Source organism: Micromonospora sp. CPCC 206060 (assembly GCF_036906895.1).
GTDB lineage: Bacteria > Actinomycetota > Actinomycetes > Mycobacteriales > Micromonosporaceae > Micromonospora.
The window spans coordinates 1-20,183 of record NZ_JBAKHU010000056.1 but is presented as its reverse complement, the minus strand read 5'-3'; the positions used below and the strand labels follow the sequence as shown (position 1 = coordinate 20,183).

At 67.0% G+C, this 20,183-nt stretch carries 16 protein-coding genes and 2 pseudogenes; 6 read left to right on the top strand and 12 right to left on the bottom strand.

What is annotated here, in order from left to right:
- Positions 1-26 precede the first annotated feature (26 nt).
- The 3 genes from hutI to V6U90_RS25910 are packed head-to-tail and all read right to left on the bottom strand — an operon-like array spanning position 27 to position 3,048.
- A complete protein-coding gene (gene hutI, locus V6U90_RS25920) occupies positions 27-1,247 on the bottom strand; it encodes an imidazolonepropionase (protein WP_334441846.1) in 1,221 nt (406 codons plus the stop codon).
- A 40-nt stretch (positions 1,248-1,287) separates the two neighbouring features.
- Entirely contained in the window at positions 1,288-2,592 is a 1,305-nt protein-coding gene (locus V6U90_RS25915; protein WP_334441844.1) for an NAD(P)/FAD-dependent oxidoreductase, read from the bottom strand.
- A gap of 54 nt (positions 2,593-2,646) precedes the next feature.
- Positions 2,647-3,048 (bottom strand): nuclear transport factor 2 family protein, encoded by a 402-nt coding sequence (locus V6U90_RS25910; protein ID WP_334441842.1) that lies wholly within the window; start codon positions 3,046-3,048, stop codon positions 2,647-2,649.
- Positions 3,049-3,251: 203 nt separating this feature from the next.
- On the opposite strand from V6U90_RS25910, the gene V6U90_RS25905 reads away from it, so the two are divergent.
- From V6U90_RS25905 to V6U90_RS25895, 3 genes are read left to right on the top strand one after another with little or no spacing between them, the layout of a single operon-like run.
- Positions 3,252-5,237: a flavin-containing monooxygenase gene (locus V6U90_RS25905; RefSeq protein WP_334441840.1), complete on the top strand. Its 1,986-nt coding sequence runs from the start codon at positions 3,252-3,254 to the stop codon at positions 5,235-5,237.
- Between the two features lie 57 nt (positions 5,238-5,294).
- Complete coding sequence (locus tag V6U90_RS25900; RefSeq protein WP_334441838.1) at positions 5,295-6,179, top strand: alpha/beta fold hydrolase; 885 nt, start codon at positions 5,295-5,297, stop codon at positions 6,177-6,179.
- Positions 6,176-6,799, top strand: a complete 624-nt coding sequence (locus tag V6U90_RS25895) for a HutD family protein (protein WP_334441836.1) — start codon at positions 6,176-6,178, stop codon at positions 6,797-6,799. Before V6U90_RS25900 ends, V6U90_RS25895 begins: the two co-directional genes overlap by 4 nt.
- A gap of 184 nt (positions 6,800-6,983) precedes the next feature.
- Here V6U90_RS25895 and V6U90_RS25890 read toward each other — a convergent pair.
- From V6U90_RS25890 to hutH, 8 genes and pseudogenes are all read right to left on the bottom strand, one after another.
- A pseudogene (locus V6U90_RS25890) lies at positions 6,984-7,211 on the bottom strand (IS5/IS1182 family transposase); the annotation flags it as partial.
- A gap of 273 nt (positions 7,212-7,484) precedes the next feature.
- On the bottom strand, positions 7,485-8,771 hold the full coding sequence (locus tag V6U90_RS25885; RefSeq protein WP_334441834.1) for a formimidoylglutamate deiminase: 1,287 nt from the start codon (positions 8,769-8,771) through the stop codon (positions 7,485-7,487).
- Entirely contained in the window at positions 8,768-9,979 is a 1,212-nt protein-coding gene (locus V6U90_RS25880; RefSeq protein WP_334441832.1) for an allantoate amidohydrolase, read from the bottom strand. The genes V6U90_RS25885 and V6U90_RS25880 overlap by 4 nt, the downstream gene beginning before the upstream one ends.
- Before the next feature lie 258 nt (positions 9,980-10,237).
- Complete coding sequence (locus V6U90_RS25875) at positions 10,238-11,011, bottom strand: alpha/beta fold hydrolase (protein ID WP_334441830.1); 774 nt, start codon at positions 11,009-11,011, stop codon at positions 10,238-10,240.
- Between the two features lie 8 nt (positions 11,012-11,019).
- Positions 11,020-11,787 carry an amino acid ABC transporter ATP-binding protein gene (locus V6U90_RS25870; protein WP_334441828.1) on the bottom strand — a complete coding sequence of 256 codons (768 nt, stop codon included), beginning with the start codon at positions 11,785-11,787 and terminating at the stop codon, positions 11,020-11,022.
- Positions 11,784-12,677 carry an amino acid ABC transporter permease gene (locus V6U90_RS25865; protein WP_334441826.1) on the bottom strand — a complete coding sequence of 298 codons (894 nt, stop codon included), beginning with the start codon at positions 12,675-12,677 and terminating at the stop codon, positions 11,784-11,786. The genes V6U90_RS25870 and V6U90_RS25865 overlap by 4 nt, the downstream gene beginning before the upstream one ends.
- A 248-nt stretch (positions 12,678-12,925) precedes the next feature.
- The gene (locus tag V6U90_RS25860) at positions 12,926-13,861 is read right to left on the bottom strand and encodes an ABC transporter substrate-binding protein (protein WP_334441825.1); all 936 of its coding nucleotides are present in this window, start codon (positions 13,859-13,861) and stop codon (positions 12,926-12,928) included.
- A gap of 662 nt (positions 13,862-14,523) precedes the next feature.
- On the bottom strand, positions 14,524-16,053 hold the full coding sequence (hutH, locus tag V6U90_RS25855) for a histidine ammonia-lyase (protein ID WP_334441824.1): 1,530 nt from the start codon (positions 16,051-16,053) through the stop codon (positions 14,524-14,526).
- Between the two features lie 210 nt (positions 16,054-16,263).
- Here hutH and V6U90_RS25850 point away from each other — a divergent pair, with 210 nt between their 5' ends.
- Positions 16,264-17,310: an NADP-dependent oxidoreductase gene (locus V6U90_RS25850; RefSeq protein ID WP_334441822.1), complete on the top strand. Its 1,047-nt coding sequence runs from the start codon at positions 16,264-16,266 to the stop codon at positions 17,308-17,310.
- Positions 17,311-17,334: 24 nt separating this feature from the next.
- On the opposite strand, the gene V6U90_RS25845 is transcribed toward V6U90_RS25850, so the two are convergent.
- Positions 17,335-18,192 (bottom strand): MurR/RpiR family transcriptional regulator, encoded by an 858-nt coding sequence (locus V6U90_RS25845; protein WP_334441820.1) that lies wholly within the window; start codon positions 18,190-18,192, stop codon positions 17,335-17,337.
- 267 nt (positions 18,193-18,459) lie between these two features.
- Here V6U90_RS25845 and V6U90_RS25840 point away from each other — a divergent pair.
- Both V6U90_RS25840 and V6U90_RS25835 read left to right on the top strand, forming a co-directional pair.
- Positions 18,460-18,705, top strand: a pseudogene (locus V6U90_RS25840) (DUF72 domain-containing protein); the annotation flags it as partial.
- Positions 18,706-18,894: 189 nt separating this feature from the next.
- Positions 18,895-20,121, top strand: a complete 1,227-nt coding sequence (locus V6U90_RS25835) for an ATP-grasp domain-containing protein (protein ID WP_334441818.1) — start codon at positions 18,895-18,897, stop codon at positions 20,119-20,121.
- Positions 20,122-20,183 lie beyond the last annotated feature (62 nt).

The window sequence follows — 20,183 nt, the reverse complement described above, 5'->3', positions numbered from 1 at the left end:
GCAGAAGTGTCTCGGCGGACGGTAAGTCAGACTTGGCGGATGCCGGCCCGCCACACTGCGCTCGTGAGCGGGACCCCGGGACGGTAGGCAAGGTGGGTGACCGAGGGGGCGTCCAGCACCTGAAAATCGGCCCGCCGGCCAGGACCAATCACCCCGACGGCCGGCTGCGCCGCGCCACGGGGATCGAGCCACCCCTCCTCGTCCATTCCCAACGCGATCGCCCCTCCCAGCGTCGCCGCGCGGACCGCCTCCTGCACGGTGAGACCCATCTGCAGCACGGCGGTGGCGACGGAGAACGCCATCGAGGTGGTGAAGGACGTCCCGGGGTTGCAGTTCGAGGCGATCGCGACGACCGCGCCGGCGTCCAGGAGACGCCGGGCAGGCGCGAGCGGCATCCGAGTGGACAGGTCGCAGGCCGGAAGGACCGTCGCGACCGTGCCTCGCCTCGCGCCCGCCCAGGAGGATGCCAGGGCCGCGATGTCGTCGTCGGTCAGGAAGCCGAGGTGATCCACGCTGAGGGCGCCGTACTCGACAGCGAGCTGCGCCCCTGGCCCGTGCCCGAGCTGGTTGCCGTGCAGGCGACGCGCCATTCCCCGCGCCCTGGCTACGTCGAGGATCCTGCGGGTCGCCGCCTCGTCGAAGGCGCCGACCTCGCAGAAGACGTCCACTGCGGTCACGAAGGGAGCGACGGCGTCGAGCATCGGACCAGCGACGAGCGCGACGTACTCGTCCGGGTCGGCGCCCGCAGGCACGACGTGTGCGCCGAGGAACGTCACCGCGTCCACGTGCCGACCGGCCAGGCGAGCTGCCCGTACCTCGTCGGTCAACGTCAGGCCGTACCCGGTCTTCGTCTCGAGCGTCGTCGTCCCGCCACGGCGCGCCTCCGCTACCAGCCGCTCGATATTTCCCTCGAGATCCGCGTCGCTCGCCGCCCGCGTGGCCTGGACCGTCACGTTGATACCGCCCGCCGCGTACGGCTCACCGGCCATCCTCGCCTCGAACTCCGCAGTGCGGTCCCCGGCGAAGACCATGTGGGTGTGGGAATCGACCCAACCCGGGAGCACAGCTCGTCCGGCCAGGTCCACCCTCCGGTCGGCGGGGGGCGCCGCACGAGATGGCCCGACCCACGCGATCCGATCTCCTTCGACGACCAGCGCCGCATCGAGGACCCGCCCGCCGTTGGCCTCGTCGTTCGTGGTCAACTCTGAGATGCCGTCGATGACGACGGCTTCCTGTGGCTCGTTCACGTCCTGGTACCCCTGGTTGTCCCACATGTTTGCCGGCCCCTCATCCCCGAAGCTGGCCCTTGCGCGGATCACGCAGCCGGGAGAACTGCGCCGTCGAATAGCTGCGCCCGCTGGTTGGGGCGAGGAACGGTTCTGCGGTGTGGTCGCGACCGTCCAGCTCCGTCTCGACGACATGGCGAAGTAGCTCACCCACGATCGGCGCCGTCTTGAACTGTGTACCTGAGGTCGCCATCGCGACGAACAGCCCGTCGAAGCACGTCCGGTCGTAGATCGGCAGCCAGTCCTCCGCCGCGTCGTACAGCCCGACGACGCCGGTTCGAGCACGCGGGATGCCCAGTGCCGGGATGCGCCGAGCCAGCCGCAGAGTCGTGCGTTCCCAGACGTCGGCCGTCACCAGCGGGTTGAACTCATCGGGGTCCTCGATGACTGTCTGCTCCTCGACGAGATCACCGTTACTGCCACCGAGGAACGCGTTGCCCAGCTCTGGACGAAAGTTGATGTTGAGGTCGCCGTCCACGAGGTGTACCCCTTGAAGCGCGAGGTCCAGCCCAGCCGGCGCCGGCACGTGGACCAGTTCCTCCCGGATCCGCCGGGTTCGGACCCGGAAGTCGGAGGTTCCGCCGATTGCACTGACGAGTGAATCGGTGTGCGGTCCGGCAGCGACGAGAACTGCCTCCGCTCGCAACCTGCTCCCATCGGCCAGGGTCGCTCCCACGGCACGGGCACCCTCGAGATCGATCCGCACGACAGGGGCCGATCGCCGCAAGCGGGCACCTTCTCTCCGGGCCGCGTGCATCAGATTGACTGCCGCGAGGGTCGGGTCACCGACGTACCCCGACTGCGCGGTGTAGAGAGCGCCAGGCAGCAACTCTGTCGGCTCCGACCAGAACTCGTCGTCGTCCACGGGCCGGGGCGGTCCGAACCGGTGGAAGTCGAAGTACGGGAAGTGATCGCTCATCTCGTCCAGCGACCACTCCTCGAACGAGACCTCGGCGGCCCTCATCGCCGCTGCGGCTCGGTCGACAAACCCGGTCCCAGCGTCAAGGATCAGCGAGCCACACCGCACGAAACGCGCGACTTCCTCGGTGCTGTCGGCACCGAGGAAGTCACGCCAGTTGTTCCACACCGCCAGGGCATCGGCAGCGAGCGCTGAGCTCTGCGCGTCGCTCGCGTGAACGCGGATGATGCCTGCCGACGACCCGGTCGAACCGTCTCCGACCCCGCTGTTGCGGTCGACCACGAGCACGTCGTGGCCCGCCTTCGCCAGCGCGAAGGCGGCACTGGCGCCGATCACCCCCGCCCCGACGATCAGCACGTCAGCGCGGTTCTCTACCTCGGTACCCATGTTCCCTCACAGTCTGGATCAACGCGGCGCTCAACGATCGTCAACGGCGGAGACTCAGAGACCCCAGCCGGCGTGAGGCTGAAGAGCACCCTGCTGCTTGACGAACGACTCGCGCAGGTCCGCAACCCTGTTCCCGGCGAAGGTCAGCAGGAAGTTGCCCGCCAGGGTGTAGTCCTCCCCGCCCGAGCGGAGGGTGGCCCACCATTCGACACCCACCCGGTCTCCCTCGATCACCGGCGTCCCGTAGCGGAAGTCGACATCAGAGACGCCGACGAGCGCGGACTCCCAAAACCCCGCGATGGCGTCGTGACCGACGAACGGCTGCTCCAGGAAGGGACTGTTCCGGTAGCTGGCGTCCTCGGTCATGATGGCCGCCGCCCCCTCCACGTCGCCTTCGCGCCACACCCGCCCGAACTCCTCCAGCCATGCCCTGACGACGTCGGCCGAAACGCTCACTTGATCTTCCTCGCTCTCGTTGGGGACGGAACCGCATCGGCCACGGTGCGGCCGGCGTCGCGGCCGGCCGTCCACCCCGGCCCGGCACAACTCTATGCGAGATGCCGCCGCTAGCATAGTATTATGCGAGCGCGAAACGGCCAGCTCTGACGCTGCGCATCCCGCACGGACGTCCGTCTCGCCAGAAGGAGGTAGCAACCCGAATGACACCGACTCCCGAACCTGATGCTGACGAGATGCATCGGTTCGATGACCTCTACCAGGTCTCTCGGTCCGAAGCCATCGTCGAGGACGACGAGTTCCTCAAGCACGTGTCGGCCGGCTCGGAGCTGCCCGTCCTGCTCGCTGCGCTGGCGGCAGCTCTCGGCGACACGTCGATCCTGCACGCGGACCTCCAACCGCCTCTGACGCCGATGGACACGCAGCCGCACCCGCACGGGGGGATGTCGGAGGATCAGAAGGAGAAGGCTGTTGCCGTCGCCCTCTCTGCGCTGACCGTTCTGCGCGACAAGGGGATCACCACGGTCGACGTGCTGCCGGACGAGACAGTTCGAGAGATCCTCCACTACCTCAGCGGCGGCCGAGAGGAGTGGTATCGGATGCTGGCCCATGAGCTCGACCTCGCAACCGACAAGGGCGGCCGGCCGTCTTGGAAGTTCGGGGATGTCGCGAAGGGGCGACCGTTCCCCACCCTCATCATCGGCGCAGGTGTCGCGGGGATCGCCGCCGCTCACCGGTTCGCCCAAGCGGAAGTGCCGTTCACCCTGATCGAGGCCAACACGTCCGTGGGAGGTACGTGGGCGAAGAACACCTATCCCGGGGTCCGTCTCGACACTCCCACTTTCGGATACTCCTACTCGTTCGCGCAGCGTGGCGATTGGCCGCACCAGTTCGCGCAGGGCGGCGAGATCCTCGACTACCTTCGTGACGTGGCCGAGCGGGCCCGAATCACCGACAGGATCGAGTTCTCGACCAGACTCCTTCGCCTGCGCTGGGACGACGACGGCAGGTTCTGGGAGGCGACCACCCGTGGACCGAACGGCGGCGAGCAGGTCCGCCGGTTCTCGGCGGTGGTCAGCGCGTTGGGCCAGCTCGACAGGCCGAACATCCCGGAGTTCGAGGGCCAGAGCCTGTTCCGCGGGACGACGATGCACTCGCAGGAGTGGGATCACACGACCGACCTGAGGGGCAAGCGGGTTGCCGTCATCGGCACCGGCGCGAGCGCCTACCAGATCGTGCCCGCCATCGTCGGGGATGTGGATGCCCTCACCGTCTTCCAGCGCAGTGCGCCGTGGATGCTGCCGGCACCGAACTATCACCACCCGGTGACGGACGCGTTCAGCTGGCTCGTGCGGAAGGTTCCGCACTATGCGCAGTGGTACCGCCTCTGGGTGATACTCACGGGCATCCCCGGACGGACCCATACCGTCACAGCGGAAGCGGACTGGCCCGGTGCGCCGCTCAGCGTCTCGGCCAAGAACCAGGAGCTGCGGGAGTACCTCATCGCCCGACTCGAGGCCCAGTTCCACGACGCCCCGGAACTCCTCCAGCACATCGTCCCCACGTACCCGCCCGGTGCGAAGCGCATGCTGCGGGACAACGAGGTGTGGGCCGCTGCGCTGCTCGCCGAGAAGACGACGCTCGTGACTTCCGGGATCGAGCGGTTCACCGAGGACGGGATCGTCGACAACGACGGTCTCCGGCACGAGGTGGACGTCATCGTGTACGCGACCGGCTTCAAGCCGTCCGACTATCTCGACGAGGTCGAGGTCTTGGGACGAGACGGTGTGGAGATCCACGAGTTCTGGGACGGTGACGCACGCGCCCACAACGGTGTCATGGTCCCGGGGTTCCCCAACTTCTTTCTGATCTACGGCCCCAACGTGGGTGGCGTTGTCGCGGGCAGCTTGCACTTCATGCTGGAGCGCGCCGTCGAGTACTCACTCAAGGCGATTCACGAGGTTCTTCGCCGGGGGTCGGCCGCGATCGACGTACGCAGGGAGGCGCTTGACCGCTTCGTCGCGTGGGTCGACCAGGGCAACCGGAGGATGGCGTGGGGCCAGCCGTATGTGAGCACCTGGTATCAGAACCGGCACGGACGGGTGTCCCAGATCTGGCCGTACACCAATGTGGAGTACTGGGAGATCACCGAGTCGGTCGTCGAGTCGGACCACGAGTTCCTCGACTAGACCGGCAGATCCCTGATGACCCCTGGCACTACGCATCACTCCACAGGAGACACCGACATGTCGACAATCAAACGAGACCAGATCAACGTCGGCGGGCTTGTGACGAGCTTCCTGTCGGCGGGATCCCCATCCGCACACCCCCTGGTGCTGCTGCATGACGGGGCATGGGGTGGTTCGGCCGAGGCAAGCTGGATCAACGTGATCCCCACCCTGGCGAGGCGCTACCGGGTGATCGCACCAGACCTCTACGGCTACGGGGCCTCCAGCAAGATGGTGCAGCTCGACGTGGCGCCGTACGAGTTCCGACTCCGCCAGGTAGCGGCGCTGCTCGACGCGCTCAGGCTGGAGGACCGCCCCGCCCATCTCGTCGGCAACTCCTTCGGCGGCGCCATGGCGCTGCGGGCAGCGACCCTGCCCTGGTTCTCGTGGCGCGTCAGCACGGCCGTGTCAATCTCAGGAACGGGTGGCCCGTACCGCACCAAGGAGGGGCTGGCCGCGCTGTCGCACTTCGACGGCTCCCACGCGGACATGCTGCGGGTCGTGCGCCTGCTCACCGGTCATTTCCCGGCGATCGACGACCACGTCGAGCTTCGGCTACGTGACGCGTGTAACCCAGGTCACTACAGAGCCGTCGCTGCCGCCGGACTTGCCACCCCGTTCGAGGGCGCGCCGAAGCGCCACGACGACTACCCGCAGAGCCTCCGAACAGTCCGGACGCCGCTGGCGCTGGTGAGCGGACGCCAGGACAACCTCGTCGAGCCGGACTGGGCGCACAGGATCGCCGAGCACGCCCCCAGCTGCAAGGTCTACGAGATCGATGCGAGGCACTCACCCAACATCAATGACCCCGAGACGACGGCGGCTCTCCTCCTCACGATCCTGGGAGAACTCGAGAGTGGCGCCGCGACGCAAGACCGTACCGCGCCCGGGACGAGCCGGTGACGCGGAAGCCGACGGTCCGCCACGAAGCCAGTCGCGTTCGCGGGGATCTCGGCCAGGGGGCCGGAGCCGCCCCAACGAGCGGGCCCCCTGGTCACGGCGGGGTGCCGGCACCGCTGCGCCGGTTCTGCCAGCTTCGGCCGACTCCTTGGGCGACGGGTGCAGGTGTGACCCGCGAAGTGGTGTCCTACCACGAGAGCCGGAGGCTGGCCACCGGCCGGCCGCCCTGGCGACTGAGCATCGCCGACCTGACCGGACCAGGCCCGTTCTCACGCCTACCGGGAATCACACGCACCTTCGTTCCGATTGACAGCCCCGTCGAGCTGCGGGTGGATGGTGAGACCCAGCACATCGCCGCTGCCACGCCGTTCTCGTTCGCCGGCGACTCCGAGACGACGCTGGTCCGGCTGACGGCGCCGTGCCGTGCCGTCAACCTCATGGTCAAGGCCGACGACCCCGACCCGGCTGAACTCCTGCCCTGCCGGTTCCCGGGGCTGGAGTTCCCGACGGCCGTCGTCGTGATCGCCCTCACCGCTGGCCGCGGGATCAGCAGGTTCGACGTCTGGCGACCGTCGGCCGCCCTCGACGGGCTAGGGGTTCGGCAGTGGCTCGCGGTTCGGTGACCTTGGAGAGACCGTCAGTAGGCATTATCTGAGGCGGCGGGTGCGTTCGACCGGCCAGCGGTTGCTGGCCGGCATCGGGGCGCGCCCGCCTCGTTTGGCGATCTTGGCGTCGAGACCGTGGTCGGCCGGCGCCTTGCGGCTGGGCTTGTTGTCGAAGCCGCGGTCCAGGTGGACCGTGACCTGTCCGACGGCGGATCGTGGCGTCCGGGCACTGGGGCGGACGCGACCCGCTCGTCGCCCGAGTCGTGCGCCAAAGCCGCGATGACGTGCTCGAACACGACCCGGTCCGGGGATCCGACGTCGGTGACAGCCCAGCGGGTGACCGGGGTGGAACTCGCCCCGGCCGGGCAGCAGTGCGGCGAACTGAACCCGGCAGGGTTCCAACAGCCAAGGGCAGCGCAGGCACGGGAATCCTTGTCGGTCACGGAGCGTAGAGAACTCACATGATCGATAAGCCCCGTGCCTACTGCTACCCGCGAACGGTTACCTGGGCAGCCGACGCCACCAATTGACGGTCTCTCTTAGAGCGACCGGCAACAGGACTAGCGGGGCTGCGGCGCGCCCTGGCACATCGGCTGGCGGCGTTGTCGTCGTCGGCCATGCAACACCGGCATGGCCTCCTCCTCCGCCTTGCCACCCTCGGCCAGACCCCGCCTCGCCTCCACCGCCCTATTGCCGGTCGCTCTTATCGGCCGGGACGTGTCAGCCGACCGCCGACGATGGTTGCCCGCACCTCGCAGGCACGCGCCACGAGTGGCAACTGCCACCGGTCAGCACCTCGGACTCTCGTCGACGTCGCGTCGATTTCGACCGCGTCCCAGTGCTCGCCCACGCGCAGTCCCGGCGGAAGTCCAGGATTCCGCGACAGGCCGAGGGATTCGTACCCCCTGACTGTTCCCGCCGCCCAGAGCGTGTCCGGCGGGAAAACCCCACGCCGCTGCAGCCGCAAGCGCTGGTCGAGCTCCAAACGGCTGAGCTCCTCGAACGGATCGATCACCACGTGCTGGTCCGAACCGATGGCGAGGCGCGCCCCCGCGCCCTGGAGCTCGGGGGCAGGGCCGATCCCGTCGCCGAGATCAGCTTCGGTCGTGGGACACATCACGATCGTCGCGCCGGCGTCTCCGAGCAGGCCGATGTCGCCAGTGGTCAGGTGCGTCGCGTGAACTGCGGAGAACCGCGACGACACCAGCCCGTGATCCGCGAGCAGCCCGACCGGAGTCAGGCCGTGCGCATCGAGGCAGGCCTGGTTCTCCGCGGGCTGCTCGGACACGTGGGCGTGCAGCGGCACGTCCTGAGGGATGCCGTCGGCGATCACGGAGAGGTCGGATCGCGATACCGCTCGGACCGAGTGAATAGCGGCACCCAGGGTGACGAGTCCGTCACCCTGTTTTGAAAGCACGTCGCGCAGACGATGCCAGCGGTCCAACCAGCGATGGGCGTCTCCGTCGCTGAACCGCTGCTGCTCCGCGCCCAGCGGCTCGTTGACGCCACCCCACAAGTAGCAGGTGTCCAGAAGCACCAGCCGAACGCCGGCGGAGGTCGCCGCCGCCGCCAGCGCCAACTCCATCTCGTGACCGCCGTACGGCGCTCCGCCAGGCTGGTGGTGCAGGTAGTGAAACTCACCGACTGCCGTGTAACCGGCGTCGCGCATCTCCTTGAAGACCCGCTCCGCGACGACGTGGTAGCTGTCCGGTGTGAGTCGGTTGGCGACGTCGTACATCCGGTGCCGCCACTGCCAGAAGTCACCTCCGTTGGCGTGCGTACGACCGCGCAGCTCTCGATGAAACGCATGGGAATGGGCGTTCGCGAATCCCGGCACGACCATTCCGAGCACGACATCGTCGGGCTGCGGCGGCACGCCTGCGACGACCTCGACGACCACGCCGTCCACCGCCTCCACCCGCACCCCTTCGGCCAGGCGTCCCTCCACGAGCGCGACCTGGCAGTGGAAGCGCTGCCGTTCGCCGCTCATCGGGAGGCCCCGCCGGTGAGGTCTCGGAGAACGGCGGCAAGCCCTTGCGCTCCGGCCTCGCAGTCCTCCTCGCGGGCGGTCTCCTCGGGGGCGTGCGAGACGCCAGTCGGATTCCGGACGAAGATCATCGCGGATGGCACGTACGCGGAGAGGACACCCGCGTCGTGGCCAGCGCCTGTCGGTATCGCCGGCACGCCGCCGAGAAGACGGGCGATCCTCGCCGTGAGCGGCTCGTCGAAAAGGACCAACGGCGAAAACGACTCCTCGTGGACCTCAAGTTCACAGCCCTCGGCCGCAACCCGCTTCTGGATGAGCGCAACCGTCGCGTCCAGCTGCGCGCGTACCTCCGAGTCGGTATGAGCCCGGATGTCGAGCCAGGCGTCGACACGCGAGGCGATGACATTCGTGCCGTTCGGGGTGACCGAGATGCGGCCGATGGTGCCACGAGCGGCCGGTCGCTCCAAGGCGATCTCGCGGACCGCAAGGGCCGTCGACGAGACCGCGACCACCGGGTCGCGGCGTCCCTGCATCGGAGTGGTCCCGGCATGGTTACCCTCCCCGACGATCGAGAGCCGCCACCTGCCGTGCGCCATGATCGCCGAACCCACTGCGAGGGGGAGACCACGGTCCTCCAGGTCGAGGCCCTGCTCGACGTGAAGTTCGAGGAACATGTCGATGCCAGCGAGTCGGTCGGGGTCCGGGCCGAGGGTGGAGACCTCCAGGCCCGCCTGCCGCCAGGCCTCTTCGAGGGTGACGCCACTGCGGTCGACCCGGGCGAGCGCGTGCTCCGGTGCGATCTCACCGACCATCAGTCGAGAGCCCAGGCACGGCATGCCGAAGCGGGATCCTTCTTCCTCCGCGAACGCACAGACGGCAATCGGCCGCGTGGGAGACCAGCCTTCAGCCTTGAGGATCGCGACCGCCTCGAGTGCACTCACCACACCGAGAGGTCCGTCGAACGCGCCTCCACCGGGGACGGAGTCAAGGTGACTGCCTGTCGCGACGGCTCCCTGTCGGGATTCGCCCCACCACGCCCACAGGTTCCCGTTCCCGTCCACCTCGACGGAAAGACCCAGTGCCTCCGCTGAGCTTCTGAACCAACTGCGAAGCGCCACCTCCGCCGGATCCAGCAGGTGACGCGAGTAGCCACCGCGGACGTTGTCTCGCCCGATCGCGCTGATCTCCGCCAATCTGTCACGAACCGACACGGCGCCCGCTCCTTGCGTCGGCGTGCGTCACTGGTCGCCGTCGACCGACAGCGATGTGGTCATGGAAGGCTGTACTGGGCATAAGCTCTGTCAACGTCGTTTCTATCGGGGACACAGGTCCTCACCGGCATTTTGAGTTCGTCAGCAGGCGCGTTCTACATGTTGCCTCCTCGAGCACGACGACATGACCGCAGGGCTCGGGCGGCAACGGTGGTGCAGTCTTCCACATTCGACCGTGATGTCACCCGTGGACAACGCTCACAGGCCTAGGAAGAAGTCGACCAGCAGACCCGAGACGATCGTGGGCTGCTCGAGGGGCGCAGCATGTGCCGCACCAGGAACGCACTGGAGAGACCCGCGCGGCAGCCCTCGAGCGAGCTCGGCCGACTTGCGCTCGGGGACGAGCTGGTCGTGCTCGCCCCACAGCGCGAGAGCACGGACGTCCATCCGTGGCAGGTCTGGGGAGACGTCGTAGGCGGCTAGCGCCTCGCACGCCCACGCATAACTACGGTCGTCGGCGCGACGAAGTTCCTCGATCATCGACGCCGCTCGCTCGCCGCGGTGCTCTCGCGTCGCCGGCGCGAACCAGCGCTGCAGCGATCCCGCCGCCAGCGCTTCAGTCCCTTCCGAGCGCACCAAGGCAGCCCGCTCAGCCCAGGCCGCTGGTGCGTCGACGTTGGCGCCAGCGGAGATGACCACAACTGCGTCGACGCGCTCGGCATGACGGAGGGCCACGTCCATCCCCACGGTGCCACCGATCGAGACGCCCGCGTACAAGAACTTGGAGACCCCCCGTGCGCCGAGCTGACCGACCACTGCGTCGGACAGGTCGCTGATGGTGAACGCACCGTCTGCGGCGGGCGAGGCGCCGTGTCCGGGTAGGTCCCAGGTGATGACACGGAAGTGTCTTGCGAGCAACGCGGCCGCGTCGGCCCAGAGGGCGGACGACGTACCCAGGGAGTGGCCGAGGACCAGGCACGGAGCATCCGTGGCGCCGTGCGGTTCACCGAACGCGATCTGCAGATTGACCATACCGACTCTCACTTCACGTGGTTCAGGAAGTTCTTCGTGCGCTCGGATGTCGGCGAGTCGATCAGCTTCTTGGCGTCGTCGATCTCGACGATCCGCCCCTGATCCATGAAGGCAACCCGATCGGCGACGTCCCGCGCGAACCGCATCTCGTGGGTCACCACGATCATGGTCATCCCCCGCTCAGCCACGCGACGCATCACCGACAGCACCTCCCCGACGAGCTCGGGATCCAGGGCGCTCGTCGGCTCGTCGAACAGCATGAGCCTCGGCTCCATGACCAGCGCGCGGGCGATGGCGACACGTTGCTGCTGCCCACCGGAGAGATGGCGCGGGTACGAGTTCTGCAGGTGCGCCAGTCCGACGTCAGACAAGCTCGCCTGCGCGCGGGCGACGGCCTCGCTCTTTGCGAATCCCCGGACCTTCACGAGGCCGATGGTCACGTTCTCGAGCGCTGTCAGGTGGGAAAAGAGGTTGAAGTGCTGGAAGACCATGCCGATGCGCTGGCGGTACCTTGCGATCTCGGCCTCGCTGGGCTCGTGGAGCTCCCCGTTCTTGACCGTCGCGCCCGCAAATTCGTTCTCTACCTGGATGTAGCCGCCATCGATCTGTTCGAGGACGTTCACGCAACGAAGCAGCGTACTCTTTCCTGAGCCTGACGGTCCGATCAGACACAATACCTCTCCGTGCATGACGTCGAGGTCGATGCCTTTGAGGACGTCCAGCTCGCCGTAGCACTTCCGCACGTCCCGGATTGTCACAAGTGGCTGCTGCTTCACTTCGACGCCTCCCCGACTCGAGATTTCATAAATTTCCGCTGCGGTCCTGCGGACAGGGAGTACTTCTTCTCGAGGAAGTGCTGACCCAGGGTCGCCAGCATGACGATCGTCAGGTACCAGAAGCTGACCACCATGAGGAGCGGGATGACCTTGAAGTTGGAGCCATAGATCTGCTGGGCACGGGTGAGGAGGTCACCTCCACCGATGACTGCGACGAGCGAGCTCGCCTTGAGGAGGCTGATGAACTGGTTGCCCGTCGGGGGAATAATGACCCTGATCGCCTGTGGGATGACGATGGCCCGCATGGTGAGGCCACGCTTCATTCCCAGGACCTGGGCCGCCTCACGCTGGCCGGGAGGCACCGACATGAAGCCCGCGCGGATGATCTCGACCATGAAGGCGCCCTCGTGCAAGGAAAGGCCGATGATGGCGGCCGTGAATCCGGTGATGAGGGTGTTCGTATCCCAACTGGCTTCACCGAACCCGACTCGCGGGATGAAGAGTGCCACGTTGAAGCAGATCAGAAGGAGAACAAGGAGCGGCAGCCCTCGGAACAGCCCAACATATGCCTTGACGAAGGTGCGGAAGACGGGGTTCCGGGACTCACCGAGAAGCGCGAGCATGCAACCGATCAGCACTGCGATGAACTGGGAAAGCAATGAGAGCTTGATCGTCATCCACAAGCCCTCCATGATGGGATCGGCGAAGAGGTAGTCACCTACGACATCCCATTCCAGGTTCTCATTGGTCACGAACCCGTAGACGAGAAGACCCAGGATCACAACCGCGGCAAGCCCACTGAACCAGTAGCTCGGGTGTCTGCGTGGCCGGGGTTTCGCGAAAGGATCTCGCACTTCGACATCAGCTGCCGGGTGTGTCACGTGTGTCACGGTTCACCTTCTTTTGTTTCTCGTTAGCGATGATCCGAGAGGCGTGGTTGATGTCCGAGGTCGACGCTTCTCGTGTGCTCGCGACAGACGGCCGGCCCGAACGGTCGGGTTTGCACTCGCGTCAGTCTGACCGCAGGTCTGACGCGGCGCGGACGTCCGCGCCGCGTCAGACCTGCGTCCCGCGAGTCCACGACAACGCATCAGGAGGTCATCGATACGCTCGGGGCGACGCCCACATCGGCGCTAGGTCAGGAGCCGCACGCCCCGCAGACCTTCGGCAGCTCGAGGGGACGCTCGGTCGCCAGGTTGATGCCGGGCTTGTCCAATGCGATGTCCTTGAGGTCCCACTTCGACATGATCTTGTCGTAGGTGCCGTCCTCGATGATCGCCTCAAGCGCACCGAGCAGGGCCTTGGCGGTTCCGTCGGCCTCAAGGCCTACCACGATGCCGACGTAGGTGCGCGACAGAAGCGGGCTCGGGATGATCTCGAACTGGCCGCCGCTGGCCTTCGCCTGCCACACTCCAGTCGCAGTGTTGGTGAAGGCGAAGTCGATCCGGCCGGACTGCAGTGCGGTGTTCTGGTCGCCGGCGGTCGGGAAGTTGGTGATCTGCAGCGCGTCCTTGCCCTCCGACTCGCAGTTCTTCGAGAACAGCTTGGCGTCTTCGACGAACTCGGTTCCGGTCTGAACGCCCGCCTTCAGCCCACACGTGGTCAAGGGGTTCTTCGTGATGCCGTGCTTGTTCTCCGACGTCGTGATGACGCTCTTGGTGGCGTAGGCATAGTCGACGAACTTCACCGTCTTCTGACGCTCCAGGTTGTCGGTGATGCACTCCATTGCGGCATCGAACCGACCGCTCTGAACTCCGGGCAGCAGGCCGTCGAAGGCGATCGCCTGCTGGCGGATGTCGACGCCAAGTCGCGGCGCCATCGCCATCAGGATGTCGTGGTTGAAGCCATCGATCTGCCCTGACTGGTTGGTGAAGTCGCACGGCGGGTACTGCGGATCGGTCCCCACGTTGAGGACACCCGCGTCCCGCACCTTCTGCGGCAGCAGTTCATTCAGCTTCGGGACGAGCAGAGCGCTGTCCTTCGACGTGTCGGCCTCCGCCCCGCAACCGCTCAGGAGGAGCGCGGTGGCGGCAAGCAGGGAGAGGGTGGCGGTCACTACACGGCTTTTCGGCATCGATGGCTCCTGGTGGGCTACTCGAGGCTGGCGTGAAAGAAATCATTCAGCGCTGGCGGAACGGTATCCCCTTCCATGCAGCACGGCAACCCCTTCACGCATACGGTCTGAAGATGTTTCGCAGACGCAACACGGCCGCCTTCGGGCCACCCTGCCGACAGGGCATTGAGTGACCGATTGGGCGCTACACGTAACGGGTAAATATGTCGATGCAGGGCGCTCGGCAATAGATCACCTCCGCCATGGCGCCAACGCGAACACCCGCGGCAGATGCCGCGCAAGCTCCCGCCGCCAAATACGGCGCATCGCTGGTTCACGGAGTGGCTGAGGAACCGAACATGGGACGCGATCCACGACGAGTTTTGCCGGCGGGTACGGGTGGCGGCCGGCCGAGAGCCGGAACCGACCCCGGCGGTCCTCGACGCACAGTCGTCAGGTCCAGTGAGGTGGCGACTGCCGCGGGCCCGACAAGGGGAAGAAGGCCAGTGCACTCACCACCATCGCCCTCGTCCGGGCCGACGGCGGGCACCTTAACAGCATCGTCTGAGGGCGACCAGAGCCCACGAGCATCGCTCAGAAAAGACGCGAAGGGGTGGGCGCGCCATGCGTGCCCACCCCCGTGGCGCGGCCCACCCCATGCGGCAGGAGCGGAAAGCTGCCGGTCAGGCGTTAGCTTCCAGTGGACCACCGACGATGTCGATGAACACCCCGTCGAGGACCTCCGCGGCAACGGCCTCCATCTCCCCCGCCATGATGCGGTCGTCCGTGAGGAATTCCGCCTTGGAGCGCACAAGGTCGTAGGTGGGGCGATTTGCCGGCGCTGCAGCCCCGCCGTTTCTCAGGTCCAGACCCTGGGCAGCGCACAGCAGCTCAATCGCGATGATGTACGCCGCGTTGCGCACCATGGGCCCAAGACGCACGGATGCGTGCGTCGCCATGCTGACGTGATCCTCTTGGCCGGCGGAGGTCGGAATGCTGTCGACGCTGTTCGGAGTCGCCTTGGCCCGATTCTCCGCGACGAGCGCGGCACTGGTCACCTGAGCCATGATAAACCCCGAGTTCAGGCCCGCATTGCCAACCAGGAACGGCGCCAATCCGCTCATGGAGGCATCCATGAGCATTGCCTGGCGGCGCTCGGAGATCGACCCGATCTCGCAGATCGCCATGGCGATGATGTCCGCCGCGTAAGCGATGGGCTGGCCGTGGAAGTTGCCGCCCGACAAGACGACATCATCGTCGGGGAACATCAGTGGATTGTCGGAGACCGCGTTGACCTCCTGCTGGATCGTGCGCGCGGCGAACGTCAGGAGATCCAGCGCCGCCCCCATCACCTGTGGCTGGCAGCGCAGGCAGTAGGGATCCTGGAGCCGACGTCCCTCGAACTCCACGTCGAGGACCGAACTGTCGGCGACCAGGCGGCGCAGGAGGCCTGCGACCCGGATCTGGCCAGCGTGCCCGCGGACCTGCTGGATACGGTCGTCGAGAACGACCTGCCGGCCCGCCGTCGCCTCCAGCGTCAGCGCACCTGCGGCCAGGCCGGCGTTGAAGACGGCCTCGGCGCCGAATAGTCCCCGCAGGGCGATGGCGGTGGATGCCTGGACTCCGTTCAGGAGTGCCACCGCCTCCTTGGGGCCCAGTTCGATGGGAGTCAGTCCGACCTTCGCGAGACCCTCTACAGCGTTGTAGGTGACGCCGTCGATCCGGACGCGACCCTCTCCCATCAGGGCGCCGGCGAGGTGTGCCAGCGGCGCCAGGTCTCCTGAGGCTCCGACGGAGCCCTGCGTTGGGATGACAGGCAGCACGTCTGCGTTGATCAGATCCACGAGCATCTCCGCGGTCTCGACGCGGATGCCGGAGTGCCCGCGCGCAAGACCGATGAGTTTGATGACCATGATGGCGCGGACCGTCTCGTCGGGAAGCGGGTCACCCACCCCGACCATGTGCGACAGCACCGACCGGCGTTGCAGCTCCACGAGGTCCGAAGGTGAGATCCGCCGGTCCGCCAGCTTCCCAAAGCCGGTGTTCACCCCGTAGACCACGTCTGCTCGGCTGATCGCGTCCAGGATCACCTGGTGCGCGCGTCGCAGGTTCTCCACCGCCTGAGGAGCAAGCGCCACCCGGACAGGGCCCCGGAATACGGGACGAAGCGTATCGAGGCTCAAATGTTCGCCGGTGATCGTGATGGTGCTCACGATGATCATCCTCCTGTTAGCTGATCTCTTGAGGCTCACATTCGACGGTCGATCCAGCGACGAGAGCGACGGCAGCGACAGGTCGCCCGGCGACTGGCGCCCTCGACGTCGAGCGAGGACCTTGCCCCTGATTGCAGAAAAGCATTCATCTGCCTCGGGCACCGTATCTCACACTATGCAGTGCGGGCAACCTCCGTTATGTTGCCTCCTGTGACCCACTCCCGTGCCGTCGTCCTCGCCTCCCGACCCGTCGGCGAGCCCGCCCGCTCGAACCTTCGTCTCGAGACGCGCGAGCTCCCGGCCGTCGGCGACGGCCAAGTCTTGCTGAGGACGATCTACCTCTCGCTGGACCCGTACATGCGTGGCCGGATGAACGCAGCGCGTTCCTACGCCAAGCCGGTGGAGGTTGGCGAGGTGATGGAAGGCGGCACCGTCTGCGAGGTCCTCGAGTCGGCGTCGCCTTCCTTCAGCCCCGGCGACATCGTCCTCGCGCACTCCGGCTGGCAGACCCACGCCGTGCAGGACAGTCAGTCCCTGCGCAGGGTCGACCCGGCCAAGGCACCTATCTCAACCGCCCTCGGAGTGCTCGGCATGCCAGGTTTCGCGGCGTACGTCGGACTCACCGAGATCGGGCGCGTCCGCGCGGGCGAGACGCTCGTGGTGGCGGCCGCGACAGGGGCCGTCGGGTCCGTCGTCGGCCAGATCGCCAAGATCCAGGGCGCCCGTACCGTCGGCATCGCGGGCGGCGCCCGCAAGGTGGCATGGCTGCGCGAACTGGGATTCGACGTCGCCCTCGACCATCGATCGCCCACCTTCGGGAACGAGCTGAGCGAGGCCGTTCCGGACGGAATCGACATCTACTTCGAGAACGTCGGCGGCGCCGTGTGGGACGCCGTCTTCGATCACCTCAACGATTTCGCACGGGTCCCGGTCTGCGGCCTGATCTCTCAGTACAACGAGACGTCGGCGCCGACTGGGCCCGACCGGCTCCCGCAGCTAATGAGCGCGATCAACATCAAGCGACTCGTCGTCCGCGGTTTCACGCAGCGAGACTTCATCTCGACCCACTACTCCGACTTCCAGCGCGACATGTCGGCCTGGCTCTCCGACGGTCGGATCAAGTACCGAGAGGATTTCGTCGACGGGCTCGAGAACGCCCCTGACGCGTTCTTCGGCCTCCTGAAGGGGAAGAATTTCGGGAAGCTCATCGTCAAGGTCGCCGACGACCCCACGCGCCCCGCACCGCCCGTGCCGTGATGCGCTGGCCGCCGACGGCCTCGATCAGTCCTCGAAGAGCACCAGGTCGGTGGCGTGTCGCTCAAAGCGCTCGAGCCCGTCCTGCGAGGCTCCGGGGTTGGAGTCGACCATGGCGTGAAGGAGCGCGGACGAGGCGATGTTCATCGCTGCGGACGTGTCGAAGAGCAACCCGCTCCCGAGCCTGACGGTGATGAGCTCGTCCGTCTCGTGCCCGACGGTCGCAAACGACTCGTCACTGAGAACCGCGGCCTTGAACCCGATCTGCCTCGCATAACGCACCAGGTCACAGGCTTCCCTCGGATAGCGCGGGAGGATGAACGCCAGGCACCAGGTGCCCCCCTCCGCCGCCGCGCGAGCAAGGCTCTCCTTGGCCTCTGTGTCGCCGCGGTCGATCACAGAGATGTTCGGGTGCACCTTGGCGCCGAGGTAGGCAAAGTGCTGGGCGAACGAACGCGAGATCCGCAGCCCGATGACCGGCAGCCGCTGCGAGGACATGAGGGCGGACCCGACCCGAGAGATCTGCTCTTCGAGGGTGACCGACTGGCCGAGCCACTGAAGATTGGCCACCTCGGCCCCGATCGCCTCGGCCAAAGGACTCGCGCTCTCGCCTGAGAGCGAAAGTGCCGACATCTCAGAGCGGGCCCACTTCTGGAGCGCTCGCTTGAAGTCCGAGAACCTGGCGTAACCGAGCGCGGCCGCGAACCGCGAGACCGAAGGTTGGCTGACGCCGACCTGCCGAGCAATGCTCTCGCTGGTGAGGAAGGCCGCAGCATCACGGTGATCGATCACGTAACGCGCGATTCGTCGTTGCGCAGGCGATAGCCGGGCGTTGGTCAGGCGCTCATAGACGTCGGCCGGCGCAGTGGCCGCAGTGGCGGTCATTTCAAGCATCTCCTAGCGCGGATCAAACACGAGCGGGCGGGTGTGACGCCTCGGCGGTAGGGCCGGTCTCCCGGAGCAAGCGACACAGGTGATGTGCAGGTGCACGAAGCTCTGGACCGAGCGCGACGTTGAAGGAACCAAGGCACAAAGAGTCATGCTCATCTTTCACCCCTTCCTCCTGGAACGCGAGACTCAGGCGACAGTCGACCCGCCGAGCCAAGCTGAATAGCTCTATGCATACTACTAGCCTCGATGATTCGCGCCTGACGTCGGCTCGTCCGGTACCTCGGCCGGGACGACACCGCTCGGACGGTCGCGGGCTGGCAGCACTGGGTCGACGTCACCGCCGGGCGGCTGCGCGAAGGCCGTTCGCCGACGGTGTTCGTCCACACGCCGGACAACGCCGACACGCCGGCACTCGCCCGCCGGTTCCACGACGAGGTACGCGCGCACGTTCCCGGCCTCGCAGCCCCGCCCGATCCGGTACCGGTCGAACCGCTGACCCTCTTCTGACCGGCCCGGTCATCTCACACCGCCGGAACTGCACACACCCGCTTCGTTCCGCCGGCCGGCACTCCTGATGTCCCTGATGCCCCTGACGCCCGCGCTGTCCCTGATCGCCACCGGGACGTGAGGATCATGCGACACTGATCGTTGAGACCGCAGTTCGCCGGGCACCGCCCAGACTGGACACCCTCCGTCATGAACCCGACGCTCGCCATTGTCTTCGGCTTCGGCTCCGCCACAGCCCTGGAGATAGCAGGCAGCGCGCACGGGTTGTGCGATCTGGTCTTCGTCTGCGACCCGGCGTCGCCGTACACCGCAGAGTCTCTTCCCCTCCTGGAGAGCCTCGGCAGGGTTGTCCCGACGACCGGTCGCGTGGCGGTCGTCGAGCAACTGCGGAAGCTCGACGTCTCCGGGATCCTCACCTTCGCCGACTCCGGTTTGGCGACTGCGGCGCAGCTCGCTGAATCACTGCGGTTGTCGTTCCACTCTGCCGAGACGGCGATGCTACTGGCCGACAAGCATCGGCAACGGCGCCGTCTGGCGTCCCACAAGGTCCCCAGCGCCCGCTTCGCGGTTGTCGGTTCCCCGGCCGATGCCGCTCCGGCTCTCGCCACCGTCGGCGTCCCGGCGGTGCTGAAGCCACGCTCCGGCGCGGGCAGCCGGAACACCGTCCTCGTGAGTTCGGCGGGCGAGCTGGACGCGGCGGTCACAGCCGCCTTCGCCGCCGGTGACCGGGACCTGGTACTGGAGGAGTATCTGATCGGAGACTCGACCATCGCCGGCCCGGCCTGGGGCGACTATGTCTCCGTGGAATCGCTCGTTCTCGACGGACGCGTTGCCCATCTCGGGGTCACCGGCAAGCCGCCACTAGCAGAACCGTTCCGGGAGACCGGCGCGTTCTTCCCCAGCACGCTGTCGGACTCGGTGCAGCGCCAGGCGTGTGGCGTCACCACGCGGGCGTTGCACGCCCTCGGTGTGACCAGCGGGGTCGCGCACACCGAACTCAAGCTGACAGCCGCCGGACCACACGTCATCGAGGTCAACGGGCGGCTCGGCGGGTACGTCAACGATGTCTTCACCCGGTCCACCGGGATCAGCCCGTTACGGATGGCGTTGTGCGCGGCGCTGCGCACCGTCGGGGACGTACCGCAGCCGGCCCCCGCCACGGTTGCCTACCAGTTCCGCCTCGCCCCGCCGGTCTGGGCGACCACGGTCAGCGGGATCTCCGGTGTACCGGAGACCATGGCACTGGCCGGCGTACGCCGCGTCGAACTGCTCTGCCGACCGGGCGACGAGGTCGACTGGCGGCACGGCACCGTCAGCGCCGTCGCCGTCGTGCACGGTGAGGCCCCGGATCATGCCGCTCTTGAGTACGCGAAGGTCCGGATCGAGGAGACCTTGGTCATCCGGTACGCGCGCTAAGTGGTCCGTTCCGTAAGTCCTTCGGGGGTTATGTGGCGAGGGCCGGTGCGGCAGGCTGGTGG